This is a genomic window from Streptomyces sp. NPDC104761 (genome assembly GCF_055583445.1).
The window spans coordinates 262,704-286,122 of record NZ_JBVJNZ010000005.1 but is presented as its reverse complement, the minus strand read 5'-3'; the positions used below and the strand labels follow the sequence as shown (position 1 = coordinate 286,122).

Sequence of the window (23,419 nt, the reverse complement as noted above, 5' to 3'; positions counted from 1 at the left end):
TTACCGTGTCTTTATCAGGGCCTAGACTCCCGTGCGTACAGATCGTCGAATCAAGAGTTGACTGAGGTCACGGCACCGGGCCGGTCGGGCCCGTGGTCAGTCGAGGGAGCGAGGGACGGGCGATGCGGGAGACGGTGGGCGGTGGACCGACCGCGGTCCTCGCCGCGGACTACTTCGCGTCCTACTCGGTCGTGGGACTGCTGACGCTGGTCGGCGTGGTCTTCGTCGCCGTCGCCTTCGGCGCCGGCCGGCTGCTGCGCCCGGTGGTCCCCACGCCCGAGAAACTCCTCACCTACGAGTGCGGCGTCGACCCGGTCGGCGAGGGCTGGGCCCACACCCAGGTCCGCTACTACGTCTACGCCTTCCTCTACGTCATCTTCGCCGTCGACTCGATCTTCCTGTTCCCCTGGGCGACGGTCTTCGCCGCCCCCGGCTACGGCGCGACCACGCTCGTGGAGATGTTCGTCTTCCTCGGCTTCCTCGCCGTCGGCCTGCTGTACGCATACAAGAAGGGCGTCCTGACATGGACGTGATGCCGGAGCCCGTGCCGCTGCCGGAGCCGAAGAGGCTGGGCACGCTCGCCCGCCTCGCCCCCGAACCGATGAAGGTCGTCCTCAACTGGGGCCGCCGCTACTCGCTCTGGGTCTTCAACTTCGGCCTGGCCTGCTGTGCGATCGAGTTCATCGCCGCGTCGATGGCCCGCCACGACTTCATCCGCCTCGGCGTGATCCCCTTCGCGCCGGGACCCCGTCAGGCCGACCTCATGGTGGTCTCGGGCACGGTCACGGACAAGATGGCCCCGGCGGTCAAACGCCTGTACGAGCAGATGCCCGAACCGAAGTACGTCATCTCCTTCGGCGCCTGCTCGAACTGCGGCGGCCCCTACTGGGACTCCTACTCCGTCACCAAGGGCGTCGACCAGATCATCCCCGTCGACGTCTACGTCCCCGGCTGCCCGCCGCGCCCCGAGGCGCTCCTCCAGGGCATCCTCAAACTCCAGGAGAAGATCGCGACGGAATCCCTGGGCGAGCGCTACGGCACCCCCCGCCCGTCCGCCGCGGCCCTCCAGAGCGACCTGGTCCGGCCCCCGGCCCGCACGGACGCCGAGCGCGAAGGGGACGGGCGATGACAGCCCCGGCCGGCTGGCTTCCGGCCCCTGTCGAGGAACTCTTCGGCACGGACGCCACGGCCGACGAGTCCTACGACGTCCTCACGGTCGACGTCCCTCCCTCCTCCTGGCTCGCCGCCCTGGAGATCGCCCGTACGACTCTCTCCTGCACCTACTTCGACTGGCTGAGCGCCGTCGACGAACCCGGCACCGGCTTCCGCGTCTCGGCCCACGTCGTCGCCCTCGCCCCGGTCCGCCGCCTGCTCCTGCGCACGACCGTCCCGCACACCGCCCCCGAACTCCCGTCCGCCGTCGGCGTCTATGCGGGCGCCCGCTGGCACGAACGCGAGACCCACGAGATGTTCGGCGTCCGCTTCACCGGCCATCCCGGCCTGGACCACCTCCTCCTCCCGGAAACCTTCGAAGGCCACCCCCTCCGCAAGGACTTCGTGCTCGCCGCCCGCGTCGCCAAGGCCTGGCCCGGCGCCAAGGAGCCGGGCGAGTCCGACCACGGCGGCCCCAAGCGCCGCCAGATGCTTCCCCCGGGCGTCCCCGACCCGAACGAGTGGGGTCCCCTCAAGGGCCAACTCCCGGCCGCCCCCGCCCGCCAGGCCCGCCCCGCAGCAGGCCGCACGGCCGGCGACCGCCCGCCCCGCCCGGCCCGCGGAACCGACGACCGCCCGGTGCGCCGCTCACGCACGGCCGCGGAGGGCTCGGCGAGCCAGGCCGCCGGGGTGACCGGGCCGGTGGAGTCGACCGGAGGGGTCGAGTCGACCGAGGCGTCCGGTGCGGCAGGGCCGACGGCCACTCCGCGCCGGGCACGCAGTGCGAGCGGGGGGTCCGCTTCACAGCGGACAGCGTCCGGTGCGGAGGCAGCGTCGCCCACTGAGAACGCCGTCGCGGAAGGCACCGGTACGAAAGGCACTGGTACGGAAGGCACCGGTTCGGAAGGCACCGGTTCGGAAGGCACCGGTTCGGAAGGCACCGGTTCGGAAGGCACCGGTACGGCAGGGGCCGCTGCGGCGACGGCGCCGTCGGCTGCTCCCCGGGGGCCTCGCCGGACGCGTACCGCCTCGGGCGGCTCCGCTTCCCAGCGTGTGCAGGAGACGGAGGCTGAGACGGGCCCGCCGACGGCACCGGCCACCCCGGGCCGCCCCGCCGCAACCCCCCGTAGCTCGGACGCGCCCTGGCACCACGCCCGTCCGGCCTTCGACGAACCGGCGGCCGGGGGGCCGCCTGGCGGGACATCGGCCGACCCGGCGGAGGCAGCCGACGCTGCCGGAACCAAGGCCGAGGAGCCGGGTGCGGAGCCTGAGGCGCCCACACCGCCCACGGCGGAGCCAACGGCACCGGAACCGACCGGACCGGAGCAGGCGGCCTCGGGGCCTGAGTCGGGCTCGGGATCGGCAGAGCCGAGCCCCGCCGCACCAGAGGAGCCCGAGGAGCCCGAAGCGCCTGAAGAGCCCGAGCCGAACCCCGCAGAGCCCCCCGCCGCTGAGCGCACCCCCGAAGCCCCGACCCCCGACGACACCGCCGCCGAACACCCCGCCCACCCCGACGACCCCCCAGGAGGCCCGCAGTGAACGACGCTCTGGACGTCGCCCTGCGACTCCTCGTCGTGTTCGTCGTCTTCCTCACCTTCCCCCTGATCGTCGGTCAGACCGAGCACAAGGTGATGGCCCATATGCAGGGCCGCCTCGGCCCGATGTACGCCGGAGGTTTCCACGGCTGGGCCCAGCTGATCGCCGACGGCGTGAAGTTCGCGCAGAAGGAGGACGTGGTCCCGGCGGGCGCGGACCGCCGTGTCTTCCAGCTGGCCCCCGCGGTGGCCCTCCTCCCGTATCTGCTCGTGCTGCTCGCCATCCCCATCGGCCCCGGCGAGGGCGCGGTCGGCCAGGTCCTGGACGCGGGTGTGTTCTTCGTGCTGGCCGTGATGGGCGTCGGCGTCCTCGGCTCGCTCATGGCCGGCTGGGCCAGTGCCAACAAGTTCTCCCTCCTCGGCGGCCTGCGTACCGCCGCCCAGCTCCTCGCCTACGAACTCCCGATGCTGCTCGCCGCCGCCTCCGTGGCGATGGCGGCGGGTACCGTCTCCCTGCCGGGCATCGTCGGCTCCTTCCACTGGTGGTGGCTGCCCTGGCAGATCACCGGCGGTCTTGTCTTCTTCGTCGCCGGCCTCGCGGAACTCCAGCGGCCCCCGTTCGACATGCCCGTCGCCGACTCGGAGATCATCTTCGGTGCGTACACCGAGTACACCGGGCTGCGCTTCGCCCTGTTCCTGCTCGCCGAGTACGCCGGGATCGTCGTCCTGTGCGGCCTGACCACCGTCCTCTTCCTGGGCGGCTGGCACGGCCCGTGGGGTGCGGACGGCCTCGGCTGGCTGTGGACCCTCCTGAAGACGGCGCTCCTGGCCTTCGTCGTGATCTGGCTCCGCGTGACCTACCCCCGGCTGCGCGAGGACCAGTTGCAGAAGTTCTCCTGGACCCTCCTCGTCCCCCTTTCTCTCGCCCAGATCGCCCTCACCGGCATCGTCAAGGTGGTGATCTCCTAGTGGCCCCCATCCCCGGCTCGGGCCTGGCCAAGGGCCTGGCCGTCACCCTGCGCACGATGACCCGGAAGTCGGTCACCGAGCAGTACCCGGACGCCCTTCCCGACCTTCCGCCCCGCACCCGGGGTGTGATCGGGCTGTTCGAGGAGAACTGCACGGTCTGCATGCTCTGCGCCCGTGAGTGCCCCGACTGGTGCATCTACATCGACTCCCACAAGGAGACCGTCCCGGCGGCGGCCCCGGGTGGCCGTGACCGCAGCCGCAACGTCCTGGACCGCTTCGCCATCGACTTCTCCCTGTGCATGTACTGCGGTATCTGCATCGAGGTCTGTCCTTTCGACGCCCTGTTCTGGTCCCCGGAGTTCGAGTACGCCGAGACCGACATCCGCGAACTCACCCACGAGCGCGACAAGCTCCGCGAGTGGATGTGGACGGTCCCGGCCCCACCCGCCCTCGACCCCGGCGCGGAGGAACCGAAGGAGATCGCCGCCGCCCGCAAGTCCGCCGAGAAGCTCGCGGCGGCCCGGGCCGCCGAGGCCGAGTCGGCCACCGACCGGGTCGAGCCGGGGGAGGGGGAGGCGTGAGCCCGCTCGCCCAGGCGCCCCACGGCTTCCTGTCCCCGACCGGCGTGGAGATCGCCTTCGTGCTCGTCGGCCTGGTCACCCTCGGCGCCGCCCTCGTCACCGTCACCACCCGCCAGCTGGTGCACGCCGCCCTGTGGCTGGTGGTCGCCCTCGGCGGGCTCGCCGTCGAATACTTGCTGCTCACCGCCGAGTTCATCGCCTGGGTGCAGGTCCTCATCTATGTGGGTTCCGTCGTCGTCCTCCTTCTGTTCGGTCTGATGCTCACCAAGGCCCCGATCGGTCGCTCCCCGGACGCCGACTCCGGAAACCGCTGGATCGCGCTGGCCGTCGCCGTGGCCGCCGCGGCCGCTCTGGTCTGGGTGGTCGGGGACGCCTTCCGCACCACCTGGATCGACCTGGACGGCGCCGCCGCCGGCTCGACGAAGGTCACCGGGGCGAGCCTTTTCCAGAACTGGGTCCTGCCCTTCGAGGCCCTCTCCGTCCTCCTCCTGGCGGCCCTGGTCGGCGCGATCGTCCTGTCCCGGAAGGCGAAGGCGGAGTCGGCCCCGCCCCCTGTGAACGGCCGGGCCGTCACGCAGAGTTCCCCCTCCGTCACGGATTCCGGGATTCACCCGATCGAGCAGGACAGCGAACGGGACGACGAGCAGGAAGGCGCCCGCTGATGCACCTCGCCTATCCCGCCGTTCTCTCCGTCCTCCTCTTCTGCACCGGCCTGTACGGCGTCCTCGCCCGCCGCAACGCGATCCTGGTCCTGATGTCGGTCGAGCTGATGCTCAACGCCGTCAACCTGAACCTCGTCGCCTTCGACGTCTGGCTGAGCAAGGCCGCCCGGGAGACGCTGCACTCCGGCCAGGCCCTGACCCTGTTCACCATCGCCATCGCGGCCGCCGAGATCGGCATCGGCCTGGCGATCGTCCTCGCCGTCTACCGCAACCGCGGCACCTCCGACATCGACCGGCTCCGCGACACCGCCGAGGGCCGCGAGGACGGCACGCCCACGGACAGGGCGGCCGACGAGAAGGCTGAGGCCACCGCGTGACCACGACCACCCTCGCCGCTCTCGTCCCCCTCCTGCCGTTCCTCGGCGCCGCCGCCGGTCTGCTCCTGGGGCGCACCGCCCCCGGTTTCGTCCGCCCGCTCGCGGTCCTGCCGACGCTCGCCACGCTGGCCCTCGCCTGCACGGTCGCCGCCGACCAGGGCGGCGGCCGGTCCGTCGACGCCCACACCGAGCTCACTCCGACCGGCTCGGTCCCGATCGAACTCGCCCTGCACGTCGACGGCTTCGCCGCCCTCGTCGCCGTCCTGGTCGCCTTCGTCGCCGCCTGCGTGCAGATCTACTCGACCGGGTATCTCCGGGACGACCCGCGCTACCCGTCGTACGCCGCCCTCGTCTCCCTGTTCACCTCCGCGATGCTGGTGGTCGTCTACTCCGGCGACCTGATCGTGCTGCTGGTCGGCTGGGAAGTCATGGGCATCTGCTCCTACTTCCTGGTGGGTCACTACTGGGAGACCCCCGAGGCGCGCGCCGCCTCCATGAAGGCCTTCCTGGTCACCAAACTCGGCGACGTACCGTTCCTGATCGGCCTGTTCGCGCTGGCCACCGACGCCGGATCGTTCCGCGTCACGACGGTCCTCGACACCGTCGCGAACGGCGGACTGCACCACCCCACCCTGGTCGGGCTACTGCTCCTGTGCGGTGTGGCCGGCAAGTCCGCGCAGTTCCCGCTGCACACCTGGCTCCCCGACGCGATGGCCGGTCCCACCCCCGTCTCCGCGCTGATCCACGCCGCGACGATGGTCGCCGCCGGTGTCTACTTCGTCGCCCGTCTCCTTCCGGTCTTCGAGGCCAGCGCGGCCGTGATGGTCGTCCTCGCCGTCATGGGAGCCGTCACGATGGTCGGTTCGGCCCTCGCCGCGCTCGCCCAGGACGACATCAAGCGCGTCCTCGCCTACTCGACGATCGGCCAGCTCGGCTACATGACGGGCGCCCTCGCCGTCGGTGACCGGGGTGCCGCCGTCTTCCACCTCCTGTCCCACGGCGCCTTCAAGGCGCTGCTGTTCCTCGCGGCCGGGGTGGTCATCCACGCCGCCGGTACCAACTCGCTGGCCGTCATGTCCCGCACCTCCGGCCTGCGCGACCGCGTCCCGGACGCCTACTGGACGATGACCGTGGCCCTGCTCGCGCTCGCCGCGATCCCGCCGTTCAGCGGGTTCTTCTCGAAGGAGTCCGTCCTCGGCGCCGCCGAGCACGTCGCCACAGGCCACACCGAGAACGCCCCCGGCAGCGCCGGCTGGATCGTCCTGGTCGCGGGCCTTGCCACCGCCCTGCTCACCGCCGCCTATGCGACCCGGCTGTGGCTGCTCACCTTCCGGGGCCAGGGGGCCGAGGCACCGGACCACGGCAGGCAGCCGCTGTCCATGACCGTGGTGCTGTGGGTCCTGGCCGTGCCCTCCCTCGCCTTCGGCGGGTTCGCCTACCGGTCACTGCCCGGCTGGTTCGACGGCCGCGCCCTGACTCCGACCCTGACCACCTCGGTCCTCGGCACCGGCCTCGCGCTCGTCGGCGGACTCGTCACCTACGGCGCCTGGCAGCGCACCAGAACACGGGCCGCCCGCACCCCGCTGGGCGCCGTCGCCGCCCACCCGGAGGGCGACGCCGGACTGGTCGAGGCCGAGGCCATCGCCACCCACAAGCCCGCCTTCGGCGACGTGGCCTACGCACCCGACCCGGCGGACCCCGGCCGGCTGCTGCTCGGCCCGCTGCACCGGCACGCGGCCGAAGGCTTCCACCTCGATGCGGTCTACGGCGCGCTGTTCGTCCGCCCGGTGCTGGCCGCCGCGAGCCTCGTCCAGTTCCTCGACCGCGAGGTCGTCGACACCTACGTCCGTGGGGCGGGCGCACTGCCCCGCCTGCTCGGCGCCGCCGTACGGCGTGCCCAGACCGGCAACGTCCAGACCTATGTGAGCGCGCTGCTCGCCGGCACCGTCGTCCTGGTGGTCGCCGTCCTCCTCGTCGCCACGGGAGCGTGAGCAGGCGTGATCGATATCAGCGAGTCCGTGATGCAAGTTCTTCTGGCACTGATCGTGGTCGGCCCGCTTCTCGGCGCCGTCGCCGCCCTGCTGCCCGCCCCGCCCGGGCTGAAGGGAAAGTCGCCCCAGCAGGCCGTACTCCGGCACGGCGTGACCGTGACCGGCGCGATCCTCGTCGCCGCGATCGTCCTCGCGCTCGGCTTCGACCACAGCCATCCGTCGAGGATGCAGGCCACGACCGACATCAGCTGGATCCCCGCACTCGACGTGCGCATCCACCTCGGCATCGACGGCATCTCCCTCCCCCTCGTGGTCCTGACCGCGCTGCTGACCTTCCTCTGCGCGCTCTACGCGTACTTCAACCCGCCCGCGGGACCGTCCCCGAAGGCCTTCGTCGCCCTGCTGCTCGTCCTGGAGTGCGGCGTCCTCGCGAGCTTCGCCGTCCTCGACCTGCTGCTGTTCTTCCTCGCCTTCGAGACGGTGCTCATCCCGATGTACTTCCTCATCGCCCGCTGGGGCGGCGAGGGACGGACCCGGGCCGCCTGGAAGTTCATCCTCTTCACGCTGCTCGGATCCGTCGTCATGCTGCTCGGCCTGCTCCTGATCGGAATCAAGGCGGGCACGTTCGACATGGTGGCACTCGCCACTGACAACGGCCGGTCGCTGACCACATCCGTGCAGGTCATCGCCGTTCTGGCGATCGGGATCGGGCTCGCGGTCAAGACCCCGATGTGGCCCCTGCACAGCTGGCTGCCGGACGCCCACACCGCCGCGCCCACCGTCGGCTCGGTACTGCTGGCCGGTGTCCTGCTGAAGATGGGCACGTACGGGTTCGTCCGGATCCTGCTGCCGGTCGCGCCGGACGGCTTCCGCACCTTCGCGCCGTACCTCGCAGCCTTCGCGGTCGTCGGGATCATCTACGGGTCCCTGGCCTGCCTGAACCTCGCCAAACGAGGCGCGCAGGGCGATCTCAAGCGTCTGATCGCCTACTCCTCCGTCGGACACATGGGCTTCGTCCTGCTCGGCATCGCCACCATGACCCCGACCGGCGTCAACGGCGCACTGTTCGCCAACATCGCCCACGGTCTCATCACCGGCCTGCTCTTCTTCCTGGTCGGCGGCCTGAAGGACCGCACCGGCACGACCGACCTGGACACCCTCGCCGAGGAGACGGGGGCCGCGCTGTACGGCAGGGCACCGCGCCTCGGCGGCCTGCTCGCGTTCGCCGCCGTCGCCTCGCTCGGGCTGCCGGGACTCGCCGGGTTCTGGGGCGAGATGCTGGCCCTGTTCGGCGCGTTCAAGCCCGCCGCAGCCCTCAGCCGCCCGGCCTTCCTGACGTTCATGGCGATCGCCGCCTTCGGCACCCTGCTGACGGCCGCCTACATGCTGGCCGTGGTCCGCCGCGTCTGCATGGGCGCCGCATCGCAGGAAGTGCCGAAGCTCGCCGACGTCCGCACCTACGAGTTCGCGGCCTGGACCCCGCTCGTCGCCCTCACCGTCGTCGCCGGACTGTGGCCGAAGGCCCTGCTCGGTCTGACCGATCCGGCCGTGCAGCAGCTCCTCGCAGGAGGCACCCGATGAGCGCCCTGGCCCAGCCACTGGCCGCGAACCTCGTCCAGTCCGTCGACTGGCTCGCCATCGCCCCGCCCACCCTCACCGCGGCCGTCGGCCTGGCCGTCCTGGTCGCCGACCTGTTCGTACCCGAGGCGAGGAAGCCGCTCCTCGGCTGGATCTCGGTCGCCGGACTCGCCGCGGCCGCCCTCCTGCTGCTCCCGCTCCTCGGCCACGACCGCAGCACCTTCTGCCTCACCGGTGCCACGCGCGCCTGCAGCTACACAGCCGACCGGTTCACCCTGGTCGTGCAGTTCCTCGTCCTCGGCGGCGCCCTGCTCACCGCCCTGCTGTCCGTCACCGCGCTGAAGGACGGCGACCGCCGCTACCCCCAGGGCGAGTTCTGGTTCCTGCTGCTCTCCTCGGCCGCCGGCGCCGCCCTGCTGCCCGCCTCCCGCGACCTCGCCACTCTGGTCGTCGCCCTGGAAGTGGCCTCGCTGCCCGCCTTCGCCCTCGTCGGCATCCGGCACGGCGACAAGAGGTCCTCCGAAGCAGCCCTTAAGTTCTTCCTTTCCTCGGTGACCGCGACCGCCGTCAGCCTCATGGGCATCAGCTTCGTGTACGCCACCACGGGCACCCTCTACCTCACCCAGGTCGCGGACCGCATCCAGCACGTCGACGGACAACTGCACACGCTCGCCCAGACGGGCGTCGTCCTCACCCTTGTGGGTTTCGCGTTCAAGACAGCCGCCGTCCCCTTCCACTTCTGGGTGCCCGACACCTACGTCGGCGCGCCGCTCCCGGTCGCCGCCTACCTGTCGGTCGTCGGCAAGGCCGTCGGCTTCTCCGGGCTGATCCTGGTCACCGTCGTCGCCTTCCCGTCGTACGCCGACGTCTGGGGCCCCGCGCTCGCCGCCCTGGCCGCGCTCACCATGACCGTCGGCAACGCGGCCGCCCTGCGCCAGCGGGCCACGCGCGCGTACAGCGCGGTACGGCTGCTGGCCTGGTCGTCGGTGGGCCAGGCCGGCTATCTGCTGGTGCCGATCGCAGCCGCCGGATACAGCGGGGACGCCCGGAAGGCCGTCGGCTCCACCATCGCCTACGCGCTCATGTACGCGGCGGTGAACCTCGGCGCCTTCGCCGTGGCCGCGGCCGTCGCCCGTACCGAGCGGCTCAACCGCATCTCCGACTACCGCGGCCTGTACGCCAGGAACCCGCTCACCGCCCTGCTGCTCGCGTTCTTCCTGCTCTGCCTCGCAGGGCTCCCGCCCGGCATCATCGGCCTGTTCGCGAAGGTCACCGTCTTCTCGGCCGCCGTCGACGCCGGTCTCGGCTGGCTCGCCGTCGTCATGGCCGTCAACGTGGTGATCGCCCTCTACTACTACCTTCAGTGGACGGCACTCCTGTTCCGGGCCCCTGAGGGCGAGCCCGCCAGGCACCGCCTCCCCGCCCCTCTCACGGCCGCGCTCGCCCTCACCGGCACCCTCGGCGTCGTCCTCTCCGGCGCTCCCCAGCTGGTACTGCGCTTCGCCACCTCCGGCCTGTTCTGACGGCCGGCACGCGCCGCCACGCGCGCGTGCCGGCCGTCCGCCCGCCGGGCGCGGCCCCTCACCCGGACGGCTCACCCCGCGCACAGCGGACACAAGGGAACTAGTGGCCGTCGCCTGGCGTTGACCAGTGCGGGAGGGTCCACTGGACGTGACACCACGACACCGGTGGCATCGCAGATCGGAAGGCAGCACCGCAGGCAAAGGGTTCCCCTGCCGCACGACTTGGAGGGCGTACCGTGCACCGCCGGCACAACGGGCTCAGGACCGCAGTTCTCCTCGGGGGGCTGTCGGCACTCATCATCGTCATCGGCAGCTTCTTCGGCCGAACGGGTCTGATCGTCGCGGTCCTCGTCGCCCTCGGCACGAACGCGTACGCGTACTGGAACAGCGACAAGCTGGCGCTACGCGCGATGCGCGCCCGCCCCGTGAGCGAGTTCGAGGCGCCGGCCCTGTACCGGATGGTCCGCGAACTCTCCACCCAGGCCCGCCAGCCCATGCCCCGCCTGTACATCTCCCCGACCGAGGCACCGAACGCCTTCGCCACGGGCCGTAATCCGCGCAACGCCGCCGTGTGCTGCACGGAAGGCATCCTGCGCATCCTGGACGAGCGGGAACTGCGGGGCGTCATCGGCCACGAACTCAGCCACGTCTACAACCGGGACATCCTCATCTCGTCGGTCGCCGGCGCCCTGGCCTCGGTGATCATGTTCCTGGTCAACTTCGCCTGGCTGATCCCGGTCGGCCGTTCGGACGACGACGACGGACCCGGCTTCCTCGGCCTGCTGCTGATCATGATCCTGGGTCCGCTGGCCGCCAGCCTCATCCAGCTCGCCATCAGCCGCTCCCGGGAGTACGAGGCGGACGCCTCCGGCGCCCAGCTCACCGGCGACCCGCTCGCCCTCGCCGGCGCCCTGCGCAAGTTGGACGCCGGCACCAAACAGCTCCCGCTGCCTCCCGAGCCCCGGATCGAGACCGCGAGTCACATGATGATCGCGAACCCCTTCCGCCCGGGTCAGGGACTGTCCAAGATGTTCTCGACGCACCCGCCCATGGCGGAACGGATCGCCCGGCTAGAGAAGATGGCAGGTCGCCCTCGGTGAAGACCATCCTGAACATCATTTGGCTCGTCCTGAGCGGCTTCTGGCTGTTCCTCGGTTACCTGCTGGCCGGCGTGATCCTGTGCATCACGGTCATCGGCATTCCATTTGGCATAGCCGCTTTCCGTATCGGCGTGTACGCCCTGTGGCCCTTCGGGTACACGACCGTGGAGCGACGCGACGCGGGTGCCCCCTCCTGTGTCGGCAACGTACTGTGGCTGATCCTCGCCGGCTGGTGGCTGGCCCTCGCCCACATCGTCACCGGCATCGCGATGTGCCTGACGATCATCGGCATCCCGTTCGGCATCGCCAACTTCAAGCTGATCCCGGTCTCCCTGTTTCCGCTCGGACGCGAGATCGTCCCCACGGACCAGCCGTTCGCGACCCGCTGACCGCACCCCGTCCGACCCGACCCGACGCCTTCGGCCCACGAGTTGTCCACAGGCCGGGCGGCTCCGGAGCGTCGGCCGGAGGTTGTCCACAGGCCGGCGCGGATGTCAGTGGCGGCCTGCATCATGAAGCCATGACCGAGATCGAGCAGTTGCTGACACGGGTGACCGCACAGGCCCGCAACTCCCGCCCGTGGGGCTGGCCTTCGCTCCCCGCGCCGGTCGACGCCGTCACGCTCGACCGCGCCGGTCAGACCCTCGGTTTCCCGCTGCCACCTCTCCTCGCAGCGCTCTACGAGCGGGTGGGCGACGGCGGCTTCGGCCCGTCGTACGGCCTGCTGCCCCTGCTCGACTCCGCGCCCTCGGGAGAACCGGCCGCCGTGCCCCAATACCTCACCAACCGCGAGTACGGCCGCAAGAACCCGGACCGGCCCTGGCCCGAGGGCGTCCTGCCGATATCCCACTGGGGGTGCGGCATGTATGCGTGCGTGGACTGCAGGGACCCGCAGGCCACGGTCCTGCTCTACGAGCCCAACGCCGACGGCGCCGACGGCGCCTGGTTCGTGGACGCGCCCAGCCTCGCCGACTGGCTGCGCATCTGGCTGGAGGGCACGGGCTGGTACGAGGAGACCGACGAGGGCACGGATCTCACCCCCTGGGGCGGCTTCCGGACCCGCACGGTCCCGGAGCGGGCCCTCTGAGGGACGGAGTCCGCCGAAGGCGGCCGCCGCGGTCCCACGCCGCAGCCCGCAGTCGCGGTGGTCGACGTCGGGGCGGCCCCCGTGTCTACCGGGCCGCCACCCACCCCCGTACGGCGTACGCCGCCGCACCCAGCGCCAGTACGGCCGCCCCCACGACCACCGAGATCACCGGCAGCGCGAAAGCGAGGATCACACACCCCAGCAGTCCCACCGCCGGCACCATTCGCGCCCGCGGCGCCCGATCCAGGGTCCACGCCGAGGCGTTGGCCACCGCGTAGTACGCCAGCACCCCGAAGGAGGAGAAACCGATGGCACCCCGTACGTCCGTGGTCGCCGCCACCGCGGCGACCACCGCGCCGACGGCCAGCTCCGCGCGGTGCGGGACCTGGAAACGGGGGTGTACGGCGGCCAGCGCCGGCGGCAGATGACCGTCGCGGGCCATGGCCAGCGTCGTCCGCGACACCCCCAGGATCAGTGCCAGCAGCGAGCCGAGCGCGGCCACCGCGGCCCCCACCCGCACCACGGGCACCAGCCCCGGTACCCCGGCCGCCCGCACCGCGTCGGCCAGCGGCGCGGCCGCCCGCCCCAGCCCGTCCGTGCCCAGCACCGAGACCGCGGCCACCGCCACGCACGCGTACACCACCAACGTGATCCCCAGAGCCAGCGGGATCGCACGCGGAATGGTGCGCGCCGGGTCCCGGACCTCCTCGCCGAGGGTCGCGATCCGCGCGTACCCGGCGAACGCGAAGAACAGCAGACCGGCCGCCTCGAGTACCCCGCCCACGCCCGTCGGCAGTCCGACGTCCAGCCGCTCCGCGTCCGCCGCCTGGGACGTCAGGCACACCACCGCCACGGTTGCGAGGACCGTCAGCACCACGGCCACGATCACCCGCGTCAGCCAGGCCGACTTCTGGATGCCGCCGTAGTTCACGGCGGTCAGCGCCACCACGGCGGCCACCGCCACCGCGTGCGCCTGCCCCGGCCAGACGTACGCGCCCACCGTGAGCGCCATCGCCGCGCAGGACGCCGTCTTGCCGACGACGAACGACCAGCCCGCGAGATACCCCCAGAAGGCGCCGAGCCGCTCCCGCCCGTACACGTAGGTACCGCCCGACTGCGGGTACCGCGCGGCCAGGCGTGCCGAGGACATGGCGTTGCAGTAGGCGACCAGGGCTGCGACGGCCAGAGCCGGCAGCAGCCCCGACCCCGCGGCGCGGGCGGCGGGGCCGAGGGCGGAGAACACGCCGGCCCCGACCATCGAGCCGAGGCCGACGATCACTGCGTCGTGCACGCCCAGCGTGCGCCGCAGACCGGAAGGACTTGAGGAGGCCACCCGGCGCACCTTACTGATCACTGCAACCGTGCGGTATCGCCCAGGCGTCCTCGTCATCGACAAGACACGAACACACGCGCGACGGACACATGCGGACGGCTCGGACGGCCTGTCCGGCACCACCAGTCCGGCACGGCCGGCCCCGACCGAAATCACAGGGCCGGAACAGTGCGAACACAGCGCGGAAGGGCAGGTTCAGGTCATGGGCATCATCAGCTGGATCATCCTGGGACTGTTGGCCGGCGCCATCGCCAAACTCCTGCTGCCGGGGCGCGACCCGGGGGGCTTCATCGGCACGACCCTCATCGGCATCGTGGGTGCGTTCCTCGGCGGGTGGATATCGGCCCGCTGGCTGGACCACCCGGTCACCAAGAACTTCTACGACGGCGCGACCTGGGTGGCGGCGATCGGCGGCTCACTGGTCCTGCTGATCGCCTACCGCATCCTGTTCGGCAACTCGCGCGACTGACCAGGCCCGGCCGGTGCCGGCGCACGAGTGAGCGAGTAAGTACGAGGAGGGCGGGCACCGCGCGGTCCCCGCCCTCCTCGTACTTCGAAGACGCTTCCTACCGGTAGTTCACGAACTGGAGCGCGAAGTCGAAGTCCTGGCCCTTCAGGAGCGCGATCACGGCCTGGAGGTCGTCGCGGCTCTTGGAGCTGACCCGCAGTTCGTCGCCCTGCACCTGGGCCTTCACGCCCTTGGGGCCCTCGTCACGGATGATCTTCGCGACCTTCTTCGCGTTCTCCTGGGAGATGCCCTCCTCGATCGACGCGAAGATCTTGTACTCCTTGCCGGAGAGCTGCGGCTCACCCGCGTCCAGCGCCTTCAGCGAGATGCCACGCTTGATCAGCTTCGACTGGAAGACGTCGAGGATCGCCTTGACCCGTTCCTCGGAGTTCGCCTGCATCAGGATCTTCTCGCCGGACCAGGCGATCGAGGCGTCCACGCCCTTGAAGTCGTAACGCTGCGAGACCTCCTTGGCGGCCTGGTTGAGGGCGTTGTCGACCTCCTGCCGCTCGACCTTCGAGACGATGTCGAAACTGGAGTCGGCCATGTCCTGTGGCTCCTTGTATCGGGGGTGTGACGGGATGCGTCGCGGCGCGCGACGGCAGCCGCCGAGCCCGGGGTGGGGACCGGGCCGCATCCGCCCAGCCTAGCCACCCCGCGTCCCGCGGGCGGCGATCAATCGGGTGGCGGAGCACCCCTGCGGATCGGGTATTGTTTACGTCGTTGCCAGGGAGCACCGCCGAAAAGCGGTACGGCCTGGTGGCGAAACCCCGGCGGTGTGCCCGAGCGGCCAAAGGGAGCAGACTGTAAATCTGCCGGCTCAGCCTTCCCAGGTTCGAATCCTGGCGCCGCCACACGGGAACGAAGGGCCCGTGACCTGCGATCATGCAGGTCACGGGCCCTTCGTCATGTGCTCGGTCGCATGTCCTCGCACGGGCCGGACCATGTGGACGCGGAGCGTGGACGCCGGGCGTGACGAAGATCATGACGGTGGTTCGGCGGTGAGGCGGCCGGACCGCGGTCCGCCGCGGGTCCCCCGCCTCGGGGCACACTGAACACATGTCCTCCCGACGCAGAACCTGCCCGGTGTGCCGCCGTGAAATCGCCGTCGTGGCGGGCCGTTTCGCGCGGCACGACCCGCCCGGGGCCCGCGAGGCCGGAGAGCTCGTCTCCTGCTCCGGCTCGCGGCAGCAGGCCCGGACCGGGGCCGTGGAACCCACGTTGGACGGCTACGTCGTGCCGGAGTTCCCCGGGCAGTTGCCGCTGTTCTGAGGCCTCAGTTCCCGGCCACCGACTTCACGGCCACCGTGACCGGCGTCGACCCGCCGATCAGCTCCAGGGTCAGGCCCGCCGTCGCCGAGGTGTCCACCAACTCCGCCAGTACGGCGGCCACGTCGTCACGGGGGACCGCACCCCGGCCCGTGTGCGCCTCCAGCCGCACCAGACCGGTGCCCGGCGCGTCGGTCAGCGAACCGGGGCGCAGGATCGTCCAGTCGAGAGCGCTCTGCCCGGTCACGTACGCGTCGGCCTCGCCCTTGGCCCGCAGGTACACGTCGAAGACGTCGTCGCCTCGGTGTGCCGGGTCCGCGCCCATCGAGGAGACGACCACGAAACGGCGTACGCCCGCGCGCACGGCCGCGTCCGCGAACAGCACCGCCGCGCCCTTGTCCACCGTCTCCTTGCGGGCCGTGCCGCTGCCCGGGCCCGCGCCCGCCGCGAACACCGCCGCGTCCGCCCCCTGCAGGATCGCCGCGACCTCCTCGACCGACGCCGACTCCAGGTCCAGCAGCACCGGTTCGGCACCGGCCGCCCGCAGGTCGTCGCTCTGTTCGGCTCTCCGGATGATTCCCGCGGCCTCGTCCCCGCGCGCGGAGAGCAGCCGCTCCAGCCGCAACGCGATCTGACCATGACCACCAGCGATGACAATGCGCATGTTTCAGACCGTACGCCCGAAGCCCCGCATCCGCCGCACGACTTCATGCGCCCCACACGCCCGGGTGGTTCCTCCTGGCGTGCGCCGGTCCGGTACGGGCGCGCTGTCGGGATCCCGCGCTCCGTGCCGCGCGCTCCCGCGCCCCCGGCCCGCGTCCGGGCGTTCGCGTTCGCGTGCCCCTCAGGACAACTCCCCCCGCCCCTGGCGCGGCAGCCCCAGTTCCGCTGCCACCGCCGAGTTGCAGTACTCGCGGACCGCGCTCGTGCGTGCCACCACGCGCCCCCGGTGCACCACGATCCGGCTGTAGGCGAGCGAGAGCGCGCCGGCCAGGTGCTCGCCGCGTACCGCGAGGAGTTCGGCGGGGAAGCCGGCCTCGACGCGGACCTCGGGCAGGCCGAGGGCGGCGCGGGAGGCGGTGCTCACGGCGTCGTAGGCGTCCTCGGGGCGCAGGCCGTGCCGGGAGGCCAGGAGGTAGGCCGCCTCCAGGGGGTCGCCGCGGCCGACTGGGTTCGACAGGTCGCGCAGGGCGCCGCTGCCGGCGGCGATCCGCACCCCGGCCGCGCGCAGCAGCCGTACCGGAGGCGTGCCGCGGCGGTCCACGGCACCGCAGCCGCCCTGGGGCAGGCACACCACCGTGATGCCGGCCGCGGCGAGCTGGTCCGCGACCCGCGCGGCCACCTCGGCGGGCAGGCGCGCGAGCCCGGCGCACGGTCCGAGGACCACGCCGGGGCGCATGCCGCCTGCCATCGCCGCGAGCCTGGCCAGCCGGGCGGGGTCGGTGGCATCGGTGTGCAGGTCGACCGGGCAGCCGTGTTCGGAGGCGATCTCCAGGACCGCCTCCGCGTACCCGGTGGGATCGGGGTCCAGGTCGGGGCAGCCGCCCATGACCGACGCGCCCATCTTCGCGGCGTCCCGCAGTATGGCGAGCCCGTCGGCGCCGGCGATCCCGGTCAGCACGCGCGGCATCGCTACCGCCGTGAGTTCCGCGAGCCCGCGCAGCGAGCGGCGCGCCTGCAGGACGGCGGCAAGGGCGCCCAGCCCCTGGACGTCGCCCACGCGCACGTGCGCGCGTACCGCCGTCGCACCGTGTCCCAGCTGCAGCAGGGCCGCCTCGGTGGCGCGGCGCTGGACGTCCTCGGGTTCGTAGGAGACCGGGCCGTGGTGTTCGGCGGAGAGCGCGGTGTCGCCGTGGGCGTGCGGTTCGGCCGGGGCGGGGAGGAGGAGGTAGCCGGACAGGTCCACGCGCGTGCCGCCCGTGCGGGCCGGGCCCGCGGCCAGGCTGCCGGCCGTACCCACCGCCTCGATGCGCCCGCAGCCCAGCCGTACGTCCACGGTCCTGCCGTCGGTGAGCCGCGCCCCGCACAGCAGGAGCGCGGCCGGGTCGGGCTGGCCCGAGGAACCCTGCGGGTTGGACGACGACGAGGGCGGCTGCGGCTGGCTGTCGGGCATCGCGCTCCATCAGGGTCGGACCAGGCATGGGACTCAAGATCACGCAGAGTGAGTCGAGCCTAGGGCGGCGAGCCGCGTGCGGCGGGGAGGAGCTCAATAGTCGTACCGGAGCCGTCGGACCTGCGGGGAATGGTCGCCCACGCGCGCGTGGGGGCTGACGGAAGGGGCCCGGGAGGCCGTTGTGAGCCGTGCGGGAGGCGGCCCGAAGGGGCCCCGGAGGGGGCCGGGAAGGGCGGCGGGAAACGGATTTGGGCGAACGGCGGCCGAGCGTGTAATGTCTTCATCGCTCGCCCCAATAGCTCAGTCGGCAGAGCGTCTCCATGGTAAGGAGAAGGTCTACGGTTCGATTCCGTATTGGGGCTCTGGTGTGAGAGGTTCCCGTCGCGAGGCGGGGGCCGATCTCATCAAAGCGGTGTAGCTCAGTCGGTAGAGCAAGCGGCTCATAATCGCTGTGTCACCGGTTCAAGTCCGGTCACCGCTACTGACAGTAGCCGATTGCGGGGTCGGTCCTTCGATCGGCTACTCTTTCTTGCGTTGAATCAGTCCATCCGTTCGTCTTAGGAGCACTCACGTGGCTGCCACCGACGTCCGCCCGAAGATCACGCTGGCCTGCGTGGAGTGCAAGGAGCGGAACTACATCACCAAGAAGAACCGGCGTAACAACCCGGACCGTCTTGAGATGAAGAAGCACTGCCCGCGTTGCAACGCGCACACCGCGCACCGCGAAACGCGATAACAAACAGGCTCGTCCGTGAGGCCGTCCCCGACTCGGGGGCGGCCTCACGGCGTTTCGGCCGATGCCTTTCCCGCTAGTTTGTGGGGCAGCACAGCAGACATCAGGAGGTGCCGGGCCAATGGCGCTCGACCAGTCCTTCGTGGGACGGACCTACCCACCCACCGAGCCCTACGAGGTGGGGCGGGAGAAGATCCGTGAGTTCGCCGAGGCGGTGGGTGACACCAACCCCGTGTACACGGACCCGGAGGCCGCCAAGGCGCTCGGCCATTCCGATGTGATCGCCCCGCCGACTTTTGTTTTCTCGATCACGTTCCGTGCGGCCGGCCAGGTCGTCGAGGACCCGCAGCTCGGCCTGGACTACAGCCGGGTGGTGCACGGCGACCAGAAGTTCGCCTACCGGCGTCCGGTGCGCGCCGGCGACCGGCTGACCGTGACCTCGACCATCGAGGCGGTCAAGTCCCTCGCGGGCAACGACATCATCGACATCCGCGGTGACGTCCACGACGAGAGCGGCGAGCTCGTGGTGAGCGCCCTGACCAAGCTGGTGGCCCGCGCTGCGGACGAAGAAGAAGGCGGGGCGTGAGCATCCGATGACGTCGAAGATCGCGTACGAGGACGTCGAGGTCGGCACCGAACTGCCGGCCCAGACCTTCCCCGTGACCCGCGCCACGCTGGTGCGGTACGCGGGCGCCTCCGGGGACTTCAACCCGATCCACTGGAACGAGAAGTTCGCCAAGGAGGTCGGCCTCCCGGACGTCATCGCCCATGGCATGTTCACCATGGCCGAGGCGATCCGGGTGGTCACCGACTGGACCGGCGACCCGGGCGCGGTCGTCGACTACGGCGTCCGCTTCACGAAGCCCGTCGTCGTCCCGAACGACGATCAGGGTGCCCTGATCGAGGTCAGCGGCAAGGTCGCGGCCAAGCTCGAAGACAACACCGTGCGCGTCGACCTGACGGCGACGAGCGCGGGGCAGAAGGTGCTGGGCATGTCGCGGGCGGTCGTGCGGCTGGGCTGAGTCAGCCGTCTCGGTAAGGGGCGTCCTCCCTGGAGCGGCGCCCCTTACCCGCGCGTGGCCCTGGAGAGCGGCTGTCCGGACTCCTTGACGTAGTTAGTGATTGGGTACTAACTTTCTTGCATGGTCAGGATGAGCGCAGAGGAGCGGCGCGAGAGCGTCATCCGTGCGGCGATCGCCGAGTTCGCGCAGAGGGGCTACTACGGCACCTCCACCGAGGCGATCGCCAAGCGGGTCGGGGTCTCGCAGCCGTACCTCTTCCGGCTCTTTCCGGGCAAGAAGGCGATCTTCGCCGTCGCCTCGCAGCGCTGCATCGACGAGATGCGCGAGCTCTTCGAGAAGGCGGCCGAGGGGTTGCGGGGCGAAGAGGCCCTGCACGCCATGGGCGACGCCTACGTGCAGCTCATCCAGGAGCAGCCGGAGCGGCTCCAGATGCAGATGCAGACGTACATCGCCGTCGCGGCCGCCGAGGCGGAGGGCGAGCACGAGTTCGGCGAGCTCGTGCGGGCCGGCTGGGGGCGGCTGTGGGACACCGTCCACCTGCTCTCGGGAGCGGACGTCGACCGCACCACGACCTTCCTGGCCAAAGGGATGCTCATCAACACCTATGCCGCCATGGGGTTTCCGCCCGGGCACCGGGTCTGGCAGGGGATGCACCCGGACGCCGGGGTCACGGGGCGGCTGGAGTAGTGCGGGGACGAGTGAGGGGCGGTCCGCCGTTCCCAGCCGGGCCTTTTCATGGCGCAAAAAATTAGTGACTGATAACTAATCAACGAACGCAGAGCACGCTCTGGGGGAGCGATGTCAGAAGAAACCGCACGTCGTGGGGGCGCCGGATGGGCCCTCGTCATCACCAGCGTCGCCGGGTTCATGGCGGCCCTCGACAACCTCGTCGTCACCACCGCCCTGCCCTCGATCCGCAAGGACCTCGGCGGAGCCCTGGACGACCTCGAATGGACCGTGAGCGCCTACACGCTCACCTTCGCCGTCCTGCTGATGTTCGGCGCCGCCCTGGGTGACCGCTTCGGCCGGCGCCGGCTCTTCCTCGCCGGGCTCACCGTCTTCACCGGCGCCTCCGCCGCGGCGGCCATGGCACCCGGCATCGACTCCCTGATCGCCGCCCGCGCGGTGCAGGGCGTCGGCGCGGCGATCATGATGCCGCTCACGCTCACCCTGCTGACGGCAGCCGTGCCCGAGGCCAGGCGCGGGATGGCATACGGCATCTGGGGTGCCGTCAACGGGCTCGCGGTCGCCTCCGGGCCGCTCATCGGCGGCAGCCTCACCGAACACGTGTCCTGGCATTGGATCTTCTGGCTGAACGTACCGCTCGGCCTCGCCCTGCTGCCGCTCGCCCGCCTCCGCCTCGCCGAGTCGCACGGCACCGGCGCCCCGCTCGACGTCCCCGGCACCCTGCTCGCCAGCGGCGGCCTCTTCGGGATCGTCTACGGCCTGGTGCGCGGCCCCGCCGACGGCTGGACCAGCCCGCTCGTGCTCACCGGCCTGTTCGCGGGCGGTGCCCTGCTCGCCGGCTTCGTCCTCCACGGCAGCCGCGCCAAGAATCCCATGCTGCCCATGCGGCTCTTCCGCTCCCGCGCCTTCTCCGGGATCAACGCGGCCAGCCTGCTGATGTTCCTCGGGATGTTCGGGTCGATCTTCCTGCTCAGCCAGTACATGCAGGGTGTGCTCGGCTACTCGCCCACCGAGGCGGGCCTGCGGATGCTGCCCTGGACCGGCATGCCGATGATCGTCGCGCCGGTCGCCGGCATCCTGTCCGACCGCATAGGCGGCCGCCCGGTCGTCGCGGCCGGGCTCTTCCTCCAGGCCGCCGGGCTCGGGTACCTGGCCTCGGTCGTCACCGCCGACGCCTCCTACGGCGCCCAGCTGCCCGGCCTGATCGTCAGCGGCATCGGCATGGCCCTGTACTTCGCCCCGGCCGCCAACCTGGTGATGTCCGCCGTACGCCCGCAGGAACAGGGCATCGCCTCCGGCGCCAACAACGCGCTGCGCGAGGTCGGCGGCGCACTCGGCGTCGCGGTCATGTCGTCCATCTTCTCCGCCCAGGGCGGCTACGAGAGCGCCCAGAGCTTCGTGGACGGACTGCAGCCCGCCCTGGTCACCGGCGCGGCCGTGGTGGCCCTCGCCGGGATCGCCGCCCTGGTCATCCCCGGCCGGCGGCGCGCCGCGCGGCTCGTGGCGGACGGGGACCCGGCACCGGCACTGGAATCCGTCGGCGGCTGACGGCGGCTGATGACGGCTGACGGCACGCGCGCGTGGGCCCCGTTTCCGGTGCGGACGGGGCCCCACGCGCGCATGCCGCTCGTGGCGGCCGGTCCGCCGGCGGCGTCTCGTAGTCTTGGGCGCGTGCAGGAACTCCACGACGCCCCCCTCGCCCCCCTCACCACCTTCCGGCTCGGCGGCCCCGCCACCCGGCTGGTCACCGCGACCACCGACGCAGAGGTGATCGCCGCCGTCCGCGCGGCCGACGACAGCGGGACCCCGCTGCTGGTCATCGGCGGCGGATCGAACCTGGTCATCGGTGACAAGGGCTTCGACGGCACCGCCCTGCGCATCGCCACCACCGGAGTCGAACTGCGCGGTACGACGCTGGAGCTGGCGGCCGGTGAGGTGTGGACCGACGCGGTCGCCCGCACCGTCGAAGCGGGCCTCGCGGGCATCGAGTGCCTCGCCGGCATCCCGGGATCCGCGGGTGCCACGCCCATCCAGAACGTGGGGGCGTACGGGCAGGAGGTCTCCTCGACCGTCACCGAGGTCGTCGCGTACGACCGGCGGACCGGCGGGACGGTGACGCTGGCCAACGAGGAGTGCGCGTTCTCGTACCGGCACAGCCGGTTCAAGGCCGACCCTGAGCGGTACGTCGTCCTGCGTGTCCGGTTCGGGCTGGAGGACGCGGGCGGGCTGTCGGCGCCGGTGCGGTACGCGGAGGCCGCGCGGGCGCTCGGGGTGGAGCCGGGGGGCCGGGTGCCGCTCGCCGACGCCCGCGAGACCGTGCTCAAGCTGCGTGCCGGAAAGGGCATGGTGCTGGATCCCGAGGACCACGACACCTGGTCGGCGGGATCCTTCTTCACCAACCCGATCCTCACGGACGAGCAGTTCGCCGCGTTCCACGCGCGCGTGCGCGAGCGGCTGGGCGACGCGGCCGAGCCGCCCGCCTACCCCGCCGGGGAAGGGCGTACCAAGACCTCGGCGGCCTGGCTGATCGACAAGGCCGGGTTCACCAAGGGGTACGGCAGCGGCGCGGCCCGGATCTCCACGAAGCACACGCTGGCGCTGACCAACCGGGGCGGGGCCACGACCGAGGACCTGCTGGAGCTGGCGCGGGAGGTCGTCGCCGGGGTCCGGGAGGCGTTCGGCGTGACCCTGGTCAACGAACCGGTGACCGTCGGCGTCAGTCTCTGAGCGTTCCCCGGACTCAGTACGCCACGCCCACCCCCTGCTTCACCGTCCCCGCGTCCTCGATCATCGCGAGCATCGCGTGGGCCACGTCCGCCCGTGCGATGAAGCGTCCCTTGCGCGGGAAGCCGCCCACCACCGTGCGGTAGGTACCGGTCAGCGGCTTGTCCTGCAGGCGCGGCGGGCGTACGGAGGTCCAGTCGGTGCCGCTGCGGGACAGTTCGGCCTCCATCGCGCGCAGGTCGTCGTAGACCGGCTTGAGGACGGTGGCGACCACACCGCGCATGGTGCGGTCCAGCAGGCCGTCGTCCGGTTCCGGGCCCACCGGCGCTGCGCTGACCACCACCAGCCGCCGTACGGCCTCCGCCTCCATGGCGGCCAGGACCGTGCGGGTCAGTCGGGCGGGGGGGGGGGGGGGGGGGGGGAGGCGCAGGTAGAGGACGGACAGGAGCAGGGTGCGAGCGGGCGCGGTGGGGAG

General features: G+C 71.6%; 26 protein-coding genes and 3 tRNA genes. 24 read left to right on the top strand and 5 right to left on the bottom strand.

Annotated features, from left to right (window positions below; genetic code table 11):
- Nucleotides 1-122 precede the first annotated feature (122 nt).
- From ACZ63F_RS16770 to ACZ63F_RS16710, 13 genes are all read left to right on the top strand, one after another.
- Nucleotides 123-533, top strand: a complete 411-nt coding sequence (locus ACZ63F_RS16770; RefSeq protein WP_093499722.1) for an NADH-quinone oxidoreductase subunit A — start codon at nt 123-125, stop codon at nt 531-533.
- Nucleotides 524-1,129: an NADH-quinone oxidoreductase subunit B gene (locus tag ACZ63F_RS16765; RefSeq protein WP_469711787.1), complete on the top strand. Its 606-nt coding sequence runs from the start codon at nt 524-526 to the stop codon at nt 1,127-1,129. The genes ACZ63F_RS16770 and ACZ63F_RS16765 overlap by 10 nt, the downstream gene beginning before the upstream one ends.
- Entirely contained in the window at nt 1,126-2,691 is a 1,566-nt protein-coding gene (locus ACZ63F_RS16760; RefSeq protein WP_469711785.1) for an NADH-quinone oxidoreductase subunit C, read from the top strand. Before ACZ63F_RS16765 ends, ACZ63F_RS16760 begins: the two co-directional genes overlap by 4 nt.
- Entirely contained in the window at nt 2,688-3,656 is a 969-nt protein-coding gene (locus ACZ63F_RS16755; RefSeq protein ID WP_217549043.1) for a complex I subunit 1/NuoH family protein, read from the top strand. The genes ACZ63F_RS16760 and ACZ63F_RS16755 overlap by 4 nt, the downstream gene beginning before the upstream one ends.
- Nucleotides 3,656-4,237 (top strand): NuoI/complex I 23 kDa subunit family protein, encoded by a 582-nt coding sequence (locus ACZ63F_RS16750; RefSeq protein WP_469711781.1) that lies wholly within the window; start codon nt 3,656-3,658, stop codon nt 4,235-4,237. Before ACZ63F_RS16755 ends, ACZ63F_RS16750 begins: the two co-directional genes overlap by 1 nt.
- On the top strand, nt 4,234-4,899 hold the full coding sequence (locus tag ACZ63F_RS16745) for an NADH-quinone oxidoreductase subunit J family protein (protein ID WP_469711780.1): 666 nt from the start codon (nt 4,234-4,236) through the stop codon (nt 4,897-4,899). The genes ACZ63F_RS16750 and ACZ63F_RS16745 overlap by 4 nt, the downstream gene beginning before the upstream one ends.
- The gene (nuoK, locus tag ACZ63F_RS16740) at nt 4,899-5,276 is read left to right on the top strand and encodes an NADH-quinone oxidoreductase subunit NuoK (protein ID WP_469711778.1); all 378 of its coding nucleotides are present in this window, start codon (nt 4,899-4,901) and stop codon (nt 5,274-5,276) included. Before ACZ63F_RS16745 ends, nuoK begins: the two co-directional genes overlap by 1 nt.
- A complete protein-coding gene (locus tag ACZ63F_RS16735; RefSeq protein WP_469711776.1) occupies nt 5,273-7,267 on the top strand; it encodes an NADH-quinone oxidoreductase subunit 5 family protein in 1,995 nt (664 codons plus the stop codon). Before nuoK ends, ACZ63F_RS16735 begins: the two co-directional genes overlap by 4 nt.
- 6 nt (nt 7,268-7,273) lie before the next feature.
- Nucleotides 7,274-8,848, top strand: a complete 1,575-nt coding sequence (locus tag ACZ63F_RS16730) for an NADH-quinone oxidoreductase subunit M (RefSeq protein WP_469711774.1) — start codon at nt 7,274-7,276, stop codon at nt 8,846-8,848.
- Nucleotides 8,845-10,368: an NADH-quinone oxidoreductase subunit N gene (locus tag ACZ63F_RS16725; RefSeq protein WP_469711772.1), complete on the top strand. Its 1,524-nt coding sequence runs from the start codon at nt 8,845-8,847 to the stop codon at nt 10,366-10,368. The genes ACZ63F_RS16730 and ACZ63F_RS16725 overlap by 4 nt, the downstream gene beginning before the upstream one ends.
- Nucleotides 10,369-10,604: 236 nt before the next feature.
- Complete coding sequence (gene htpX / locus ACZ63F_RS16720) at nt 10,605-11,468, top strand: zinc metalloprotease HtpX (RefSeq protein ID WP_351957553.1); 864 nt, start codon at nt 10,605-10,607, stop codon at nt 11,466-11,468.
- A complete protein-coding gene (locus ACZ63F_RS16715; RefSeq protein WP_469711771.1) occupies nt 11,465-11,857 on the top strand; it encodes a YccF domain-containing protein in 393 nt (130 codons plus the stop codon). Before htpX ends, ACZ63F_RS16715 begins: the two co-directional genes overlap by 4 nt.
- A gap of 131 nt (nt 11,858-11,988) precedes the next feature.
- A complete protein-coding gene (locus tag ACZ63F_RS16710; RefSeq protein ID WP_469711770.1) occupies nt 11,989-12,555 on the top strand; it encodes an SMI1/KNR4 family protein in 567 nt (188 codons plus the stop codon).
- An 85-nt stretch (nt 12,556-12,640) separates the two neighbouring features.
- Here the strand turns inward: ACZ63F_RS16710 and ACZ63F_RS16705 are convergent, their stop codons facing one another.
- A complete protein-coding gene (locus ACZ63F_RS16705; RefSeq protein WP_469711769.1) occupies nt 12,641-13,888 on the bottom strand; it encodes an APC family permease in 1,248 nt (415 codons plus the stop codon).
- Nucleotides 13,889-14,090: 202 nt separating this feature from the next.
- On the opposite strand from ACZ63F_RS16705, the gene ACZ63F_RS16700 reads away from it, so the two are divergent.
- Nucleotides 14,091-14,357, top strand: a complete 267-nt coding sequence (locus tag ACZ63F_RS16700; protein ID WP_352354432.1) for a GlsB/YeaQ/YmgE family stress response membrane protein — start codon at nt 14,091-14,093, stop codon at nt 14,355-14,357.
- Nucleotides 14,358-14,454: 97 nt separating this feature from the next.
- Here the strand turns inward: ACZ63F_RS16700 and ACZ63F_RS16695 are convergent, their stop codons facing one another.
- Nucleotides 14,455-14,943: a YajQ family cyclic di-GMP-binding protein gene (locus tag ACZ63F_RS16695; protein WP_093499708.1), complete on the bottom strand. Its 489-nt coding sequence runs from the start codon at nt 14,941-14,943 to the stop codon at nt 14,455-14,457.
- A gap of 225 nt (nt 14,944-15,168) precedes the next feature.
- Between ACZ63F_RS16695 and ACZ63F_RS16690 the strand changes: the two genes are divergently transcribed.
- A tRNA-Tyr gene (locus tag ACZ63F_RS16690) sits at nt 15,169-15,250 on the top strand.
- Between the two features lie 205 nt (nt 15,251-15,455).
- The gene (locus tag ACZ63F_RS16685) at nt 15,456-15,668 is read left to right on the top strand and encodes a hypothetical protein (RefSeq protein WP_352359701.1); all 213 of its coding nucleotides are present in this window, start codon (nt 15,456-15,458) and stop codon (nt 15,666-15,668) included.
- A 4-nt stretch (nt 15,669-15,672) separates the two neighbouring features.
- Here the strand turns inward: ACZ63F_RS16685 and ACZ63F_RS16680 are convergent, their stop codons facing one another.
- Both ACZ63F_RS16680 and ACZ63F_RS16675 read right to left on the bottom strand, forming a co-directional pair.
- A complete protein-coding gene (locus ACZ63F_RS16680) occupies nt 15,673-16,329 on the bottom strand; it encodes an SDR family oxidoreductase (RefSeq protein WP_469711765.1) in 657 nt (218 codons plus the stop codon).
- Between the two features lie 180 nt (nt 16,330-16,509).
- Nucleotides 16,510-17,778 carry an amidohydrolase family protein gene (locus ACZ63F_RS16675; RefSeq protein ID WP_469711763.1) on the bottom strand — a complete coding sequence of 423 codons (1,269 nt, stop codon included), beginning with the start codon at nt 17,776-17,778 and terminating at the stop codon, nt 16,510-16,512.
- A gap of 289 nt (nt 17,779-18,067) precedes the next feature.
- On the opposite strand from ACZ63F_RS16675, the gene ACZ63F_RS16670 reads away from it, so the two are divergent.
- From ACZ63F_RS16670 to ACZ63F_RS16635, 8 genes are all read left to right on the top strand, one after another.
- Nucleotides 18,068-18,140 (top strand) — tRNA-Thr (locus ACZ63F_RS16670).
- A 46-nt stretch (nt 18,141-18,186) separates the two neighbouring features.
- A tRNA-Met gene (locus tag ACZ63F_RS16665) sits at nt 18,187-18,259 on the top strand.
- Between the two features lie 90 nt (nt 18,260-18,349).
- Nucleotides 18,350-18,514 carry a 50S ribosomal protein L33 gene (gene rpmG, locus ACZ63F_RS16660; RefSeq protein ID WP_003948671.1) on the top strand — a complete coding sequence of 55 codons (165 nt, stop codon included), beginning with the start codon at nt 18,350-18,352 and terminating at the stop codon, nt 18,512-18,514.
- 118 nt (nt 18,515-18,632) lie between these two features.
- The gene (locus ACZ63F_RS16655; protein ID WP_469711762.1) at nt 18,633-19,097 is read left to right on the top strand and encodes an FAS1-like dehydratase domain-containing protein; all 465 of its coding nucleotides are present in this window, start codon (nt 18,633-18,635) and stop codon (nt 19,095-19,097) included.
- Nucleotides 19,098-19,104: 7 nt separating this feature from the next.
- Nucleotides 19,105-19,533: a MaoC family dehydratase gene (locus ACZ63F_RS16650; RefSeq protein WP_469711761.1), complete on the top strand. Its 429-nt coding sequence runs from the start codon at nt 19,105-19,107 to the stop codon at nt 19,531-19,533.
- A 120-nt stretch (nt 19,534-19,653) separates the two neighbouring features.
- Nucleotides 19,654-20,220 carry a TetR/AcrR family transcriptional regulator gene (locus tag ACZ63F_RS16645; RefSeq protein WP_469711759.1) on the top strand — a complete coding sequence of 189 codons (567 nt, stop codon included), beginning with the start codon at nt 19,654-19,656 and terminating at the stop codon, nt 20,218-20,220.
- Nucleotides 20,221-20,331: 111 nt separating this feature from the next.
- Complete coding sequence (locus tag ACZ63F_RS16640) at nt 20,332-21,768, top strand: MFS transporter (RefSeq protein ID WP_469711758.1); 1,437 nt, start codon at nt 20,332-20,334, stop codon at nt 21,766-21,768.
- A gap of 123 nt (nt 21,769-21,891) precedes the next feature.
- Nucleotides 21,892-22,947, top strand: coding sequence for a UDP-N-acetylmuramate dehydrogenase (locus ACZ63F_RS16635; RefSeq protein WP_469711757.1), 1,056 nt, complete (start codon nt 21,892-21,894; stop codon nt 22,945-22,947).
- 13 nt (nt 22,948-22,960) lie between these two features.
- Here ACZ63F_RS16635 and ACZ63F_RS16630 read toward each other — a convergent pair.
- Nucleotides 22,961-23,419: NAD(P)-dependent oxidoreductase (locus ACZ63F_RS16630; RefSeq protein WP_469711755.1), on the bottom strand; the 459-nt coding region annotated here is incomplete at its 5' end.

What these genes read in the sequence shown, in the direction of transcription:
- ACZ63F_RS16770 (WP_093499722.1), top strand. Translation starts at nt 123, where the DNA reads ATGCGGGAGACGGTGGGCGGTGGACCGACCGCGGTCCTCGCCGCGGAC.
- ACZ63F_RS16765 (WP_469711787.1), top strand. Translation starts at nt 524, where the DNA reads ATGGACGTGATGCCGGAGCCCGTGCCGCTGCCGGAGCCGAAGAGGCTG.
- ACZ63F_RS16760 (WP_469711785.1), top strand. Translation starts at nt 1,126, where the DNA reads ATGACAGCCCCGGCCGGCTGGCTTCCGGCCCCTGTCGAGGAACTCTTC.
- nuoK (WP_469711778.1), top strand. Translation starts at nt 4,899, where the DNA reads ATGCACCTCGCCTATCCCGCCGTTCTCTCCGTCCTCCTCTTCTGCACC.
- ACZ63F_RS16725 (WP_469711772.1), top strand. Translation starts at nt 8,845, where the DNA reads ATGAGCGCCCTGGCCCAGCCACTGGCCGCGAACCTCGTCCAGTCCGTC.
- ACZ63F_RS16710 (WP_469711770.1), top strand. Translation starts at nt 11,989, where the DNA reads ATGACCGAGATCGAGCAGTTGCTGACACGGGTGACCGCACAGGCCCGC.
- ACZ63F_RS16700 (WP_352354432.1), top strand. Translation starts at nt 14,091, where the DNA reads ATGGGCATCATCAGCTGGATCATCCTGGGACTGTTGGCCGGCGCCATC.
- ACZ63F_RS16695 (WP_093499708.1), bottom strand. Translation starts at nt 14,943, where the DNA reads ATGGCCGACTCCAGTTTCGACATCGTCTCGAAGGTCGAGCGGCAGGAG.
- ACZ63F_RS16685 (WP_352359701.1), top strand. Translation starts at nt 15,456, where the DNA reads ATGTCCTCCCGACGCAGAACCTGCCCGGTGTGCCGCCGTGAAATCGCC.
- ACZ63F_RS16680 (WP_469711765.1), bottom strand. Translation starts at nt 16,329, where the DNA reads ATGCGCATTGTCATCGCTGGTGGTCATGGTCAGATCGCGTTGCGGCTG.
- ACZ63F_RS16675 (WP_469711763.1), bottom strand. Translation starts at nt 17,778, where the DNA reads ATGCCCGACAGCCAGCCGCAGCCGCCCTCGTCGTCGTCCAACCCGCAG.
- ACZ63F_RS16655 (WP_469711762.1), top strand. Translation starts at nt 18,633, where the DNA reads ATGGCGCTCGACCAGTCCTTCGTGGGACGGACCTACCCACCCACCGAG.
- ACZ63F_RS16650 (WP_469711761.1), top strand. Translation starts at nt 19,105, where the DNA reads ATGACGTCGAAGATCGCGTACGAGGACGTCGAGGTCGGCACCGAACTG.
- ACZ63F_RS16645 (WP_469711759.1), top strand. Translation starts at nt 19,654, where the DNA reads ATGGTCAGGATGAGCGCAGAGGAGCGGCGCGAGAGCGTCATCCGTGCG.
- ACZ63F_RS16640 (WP_469711758.1), top strand. Translation starts at nt 20,332, where the DNA reads ATGTCAGAAGAAACCGCACGTCGTGGGGGCGCCGGATGGGCCCTCGTC.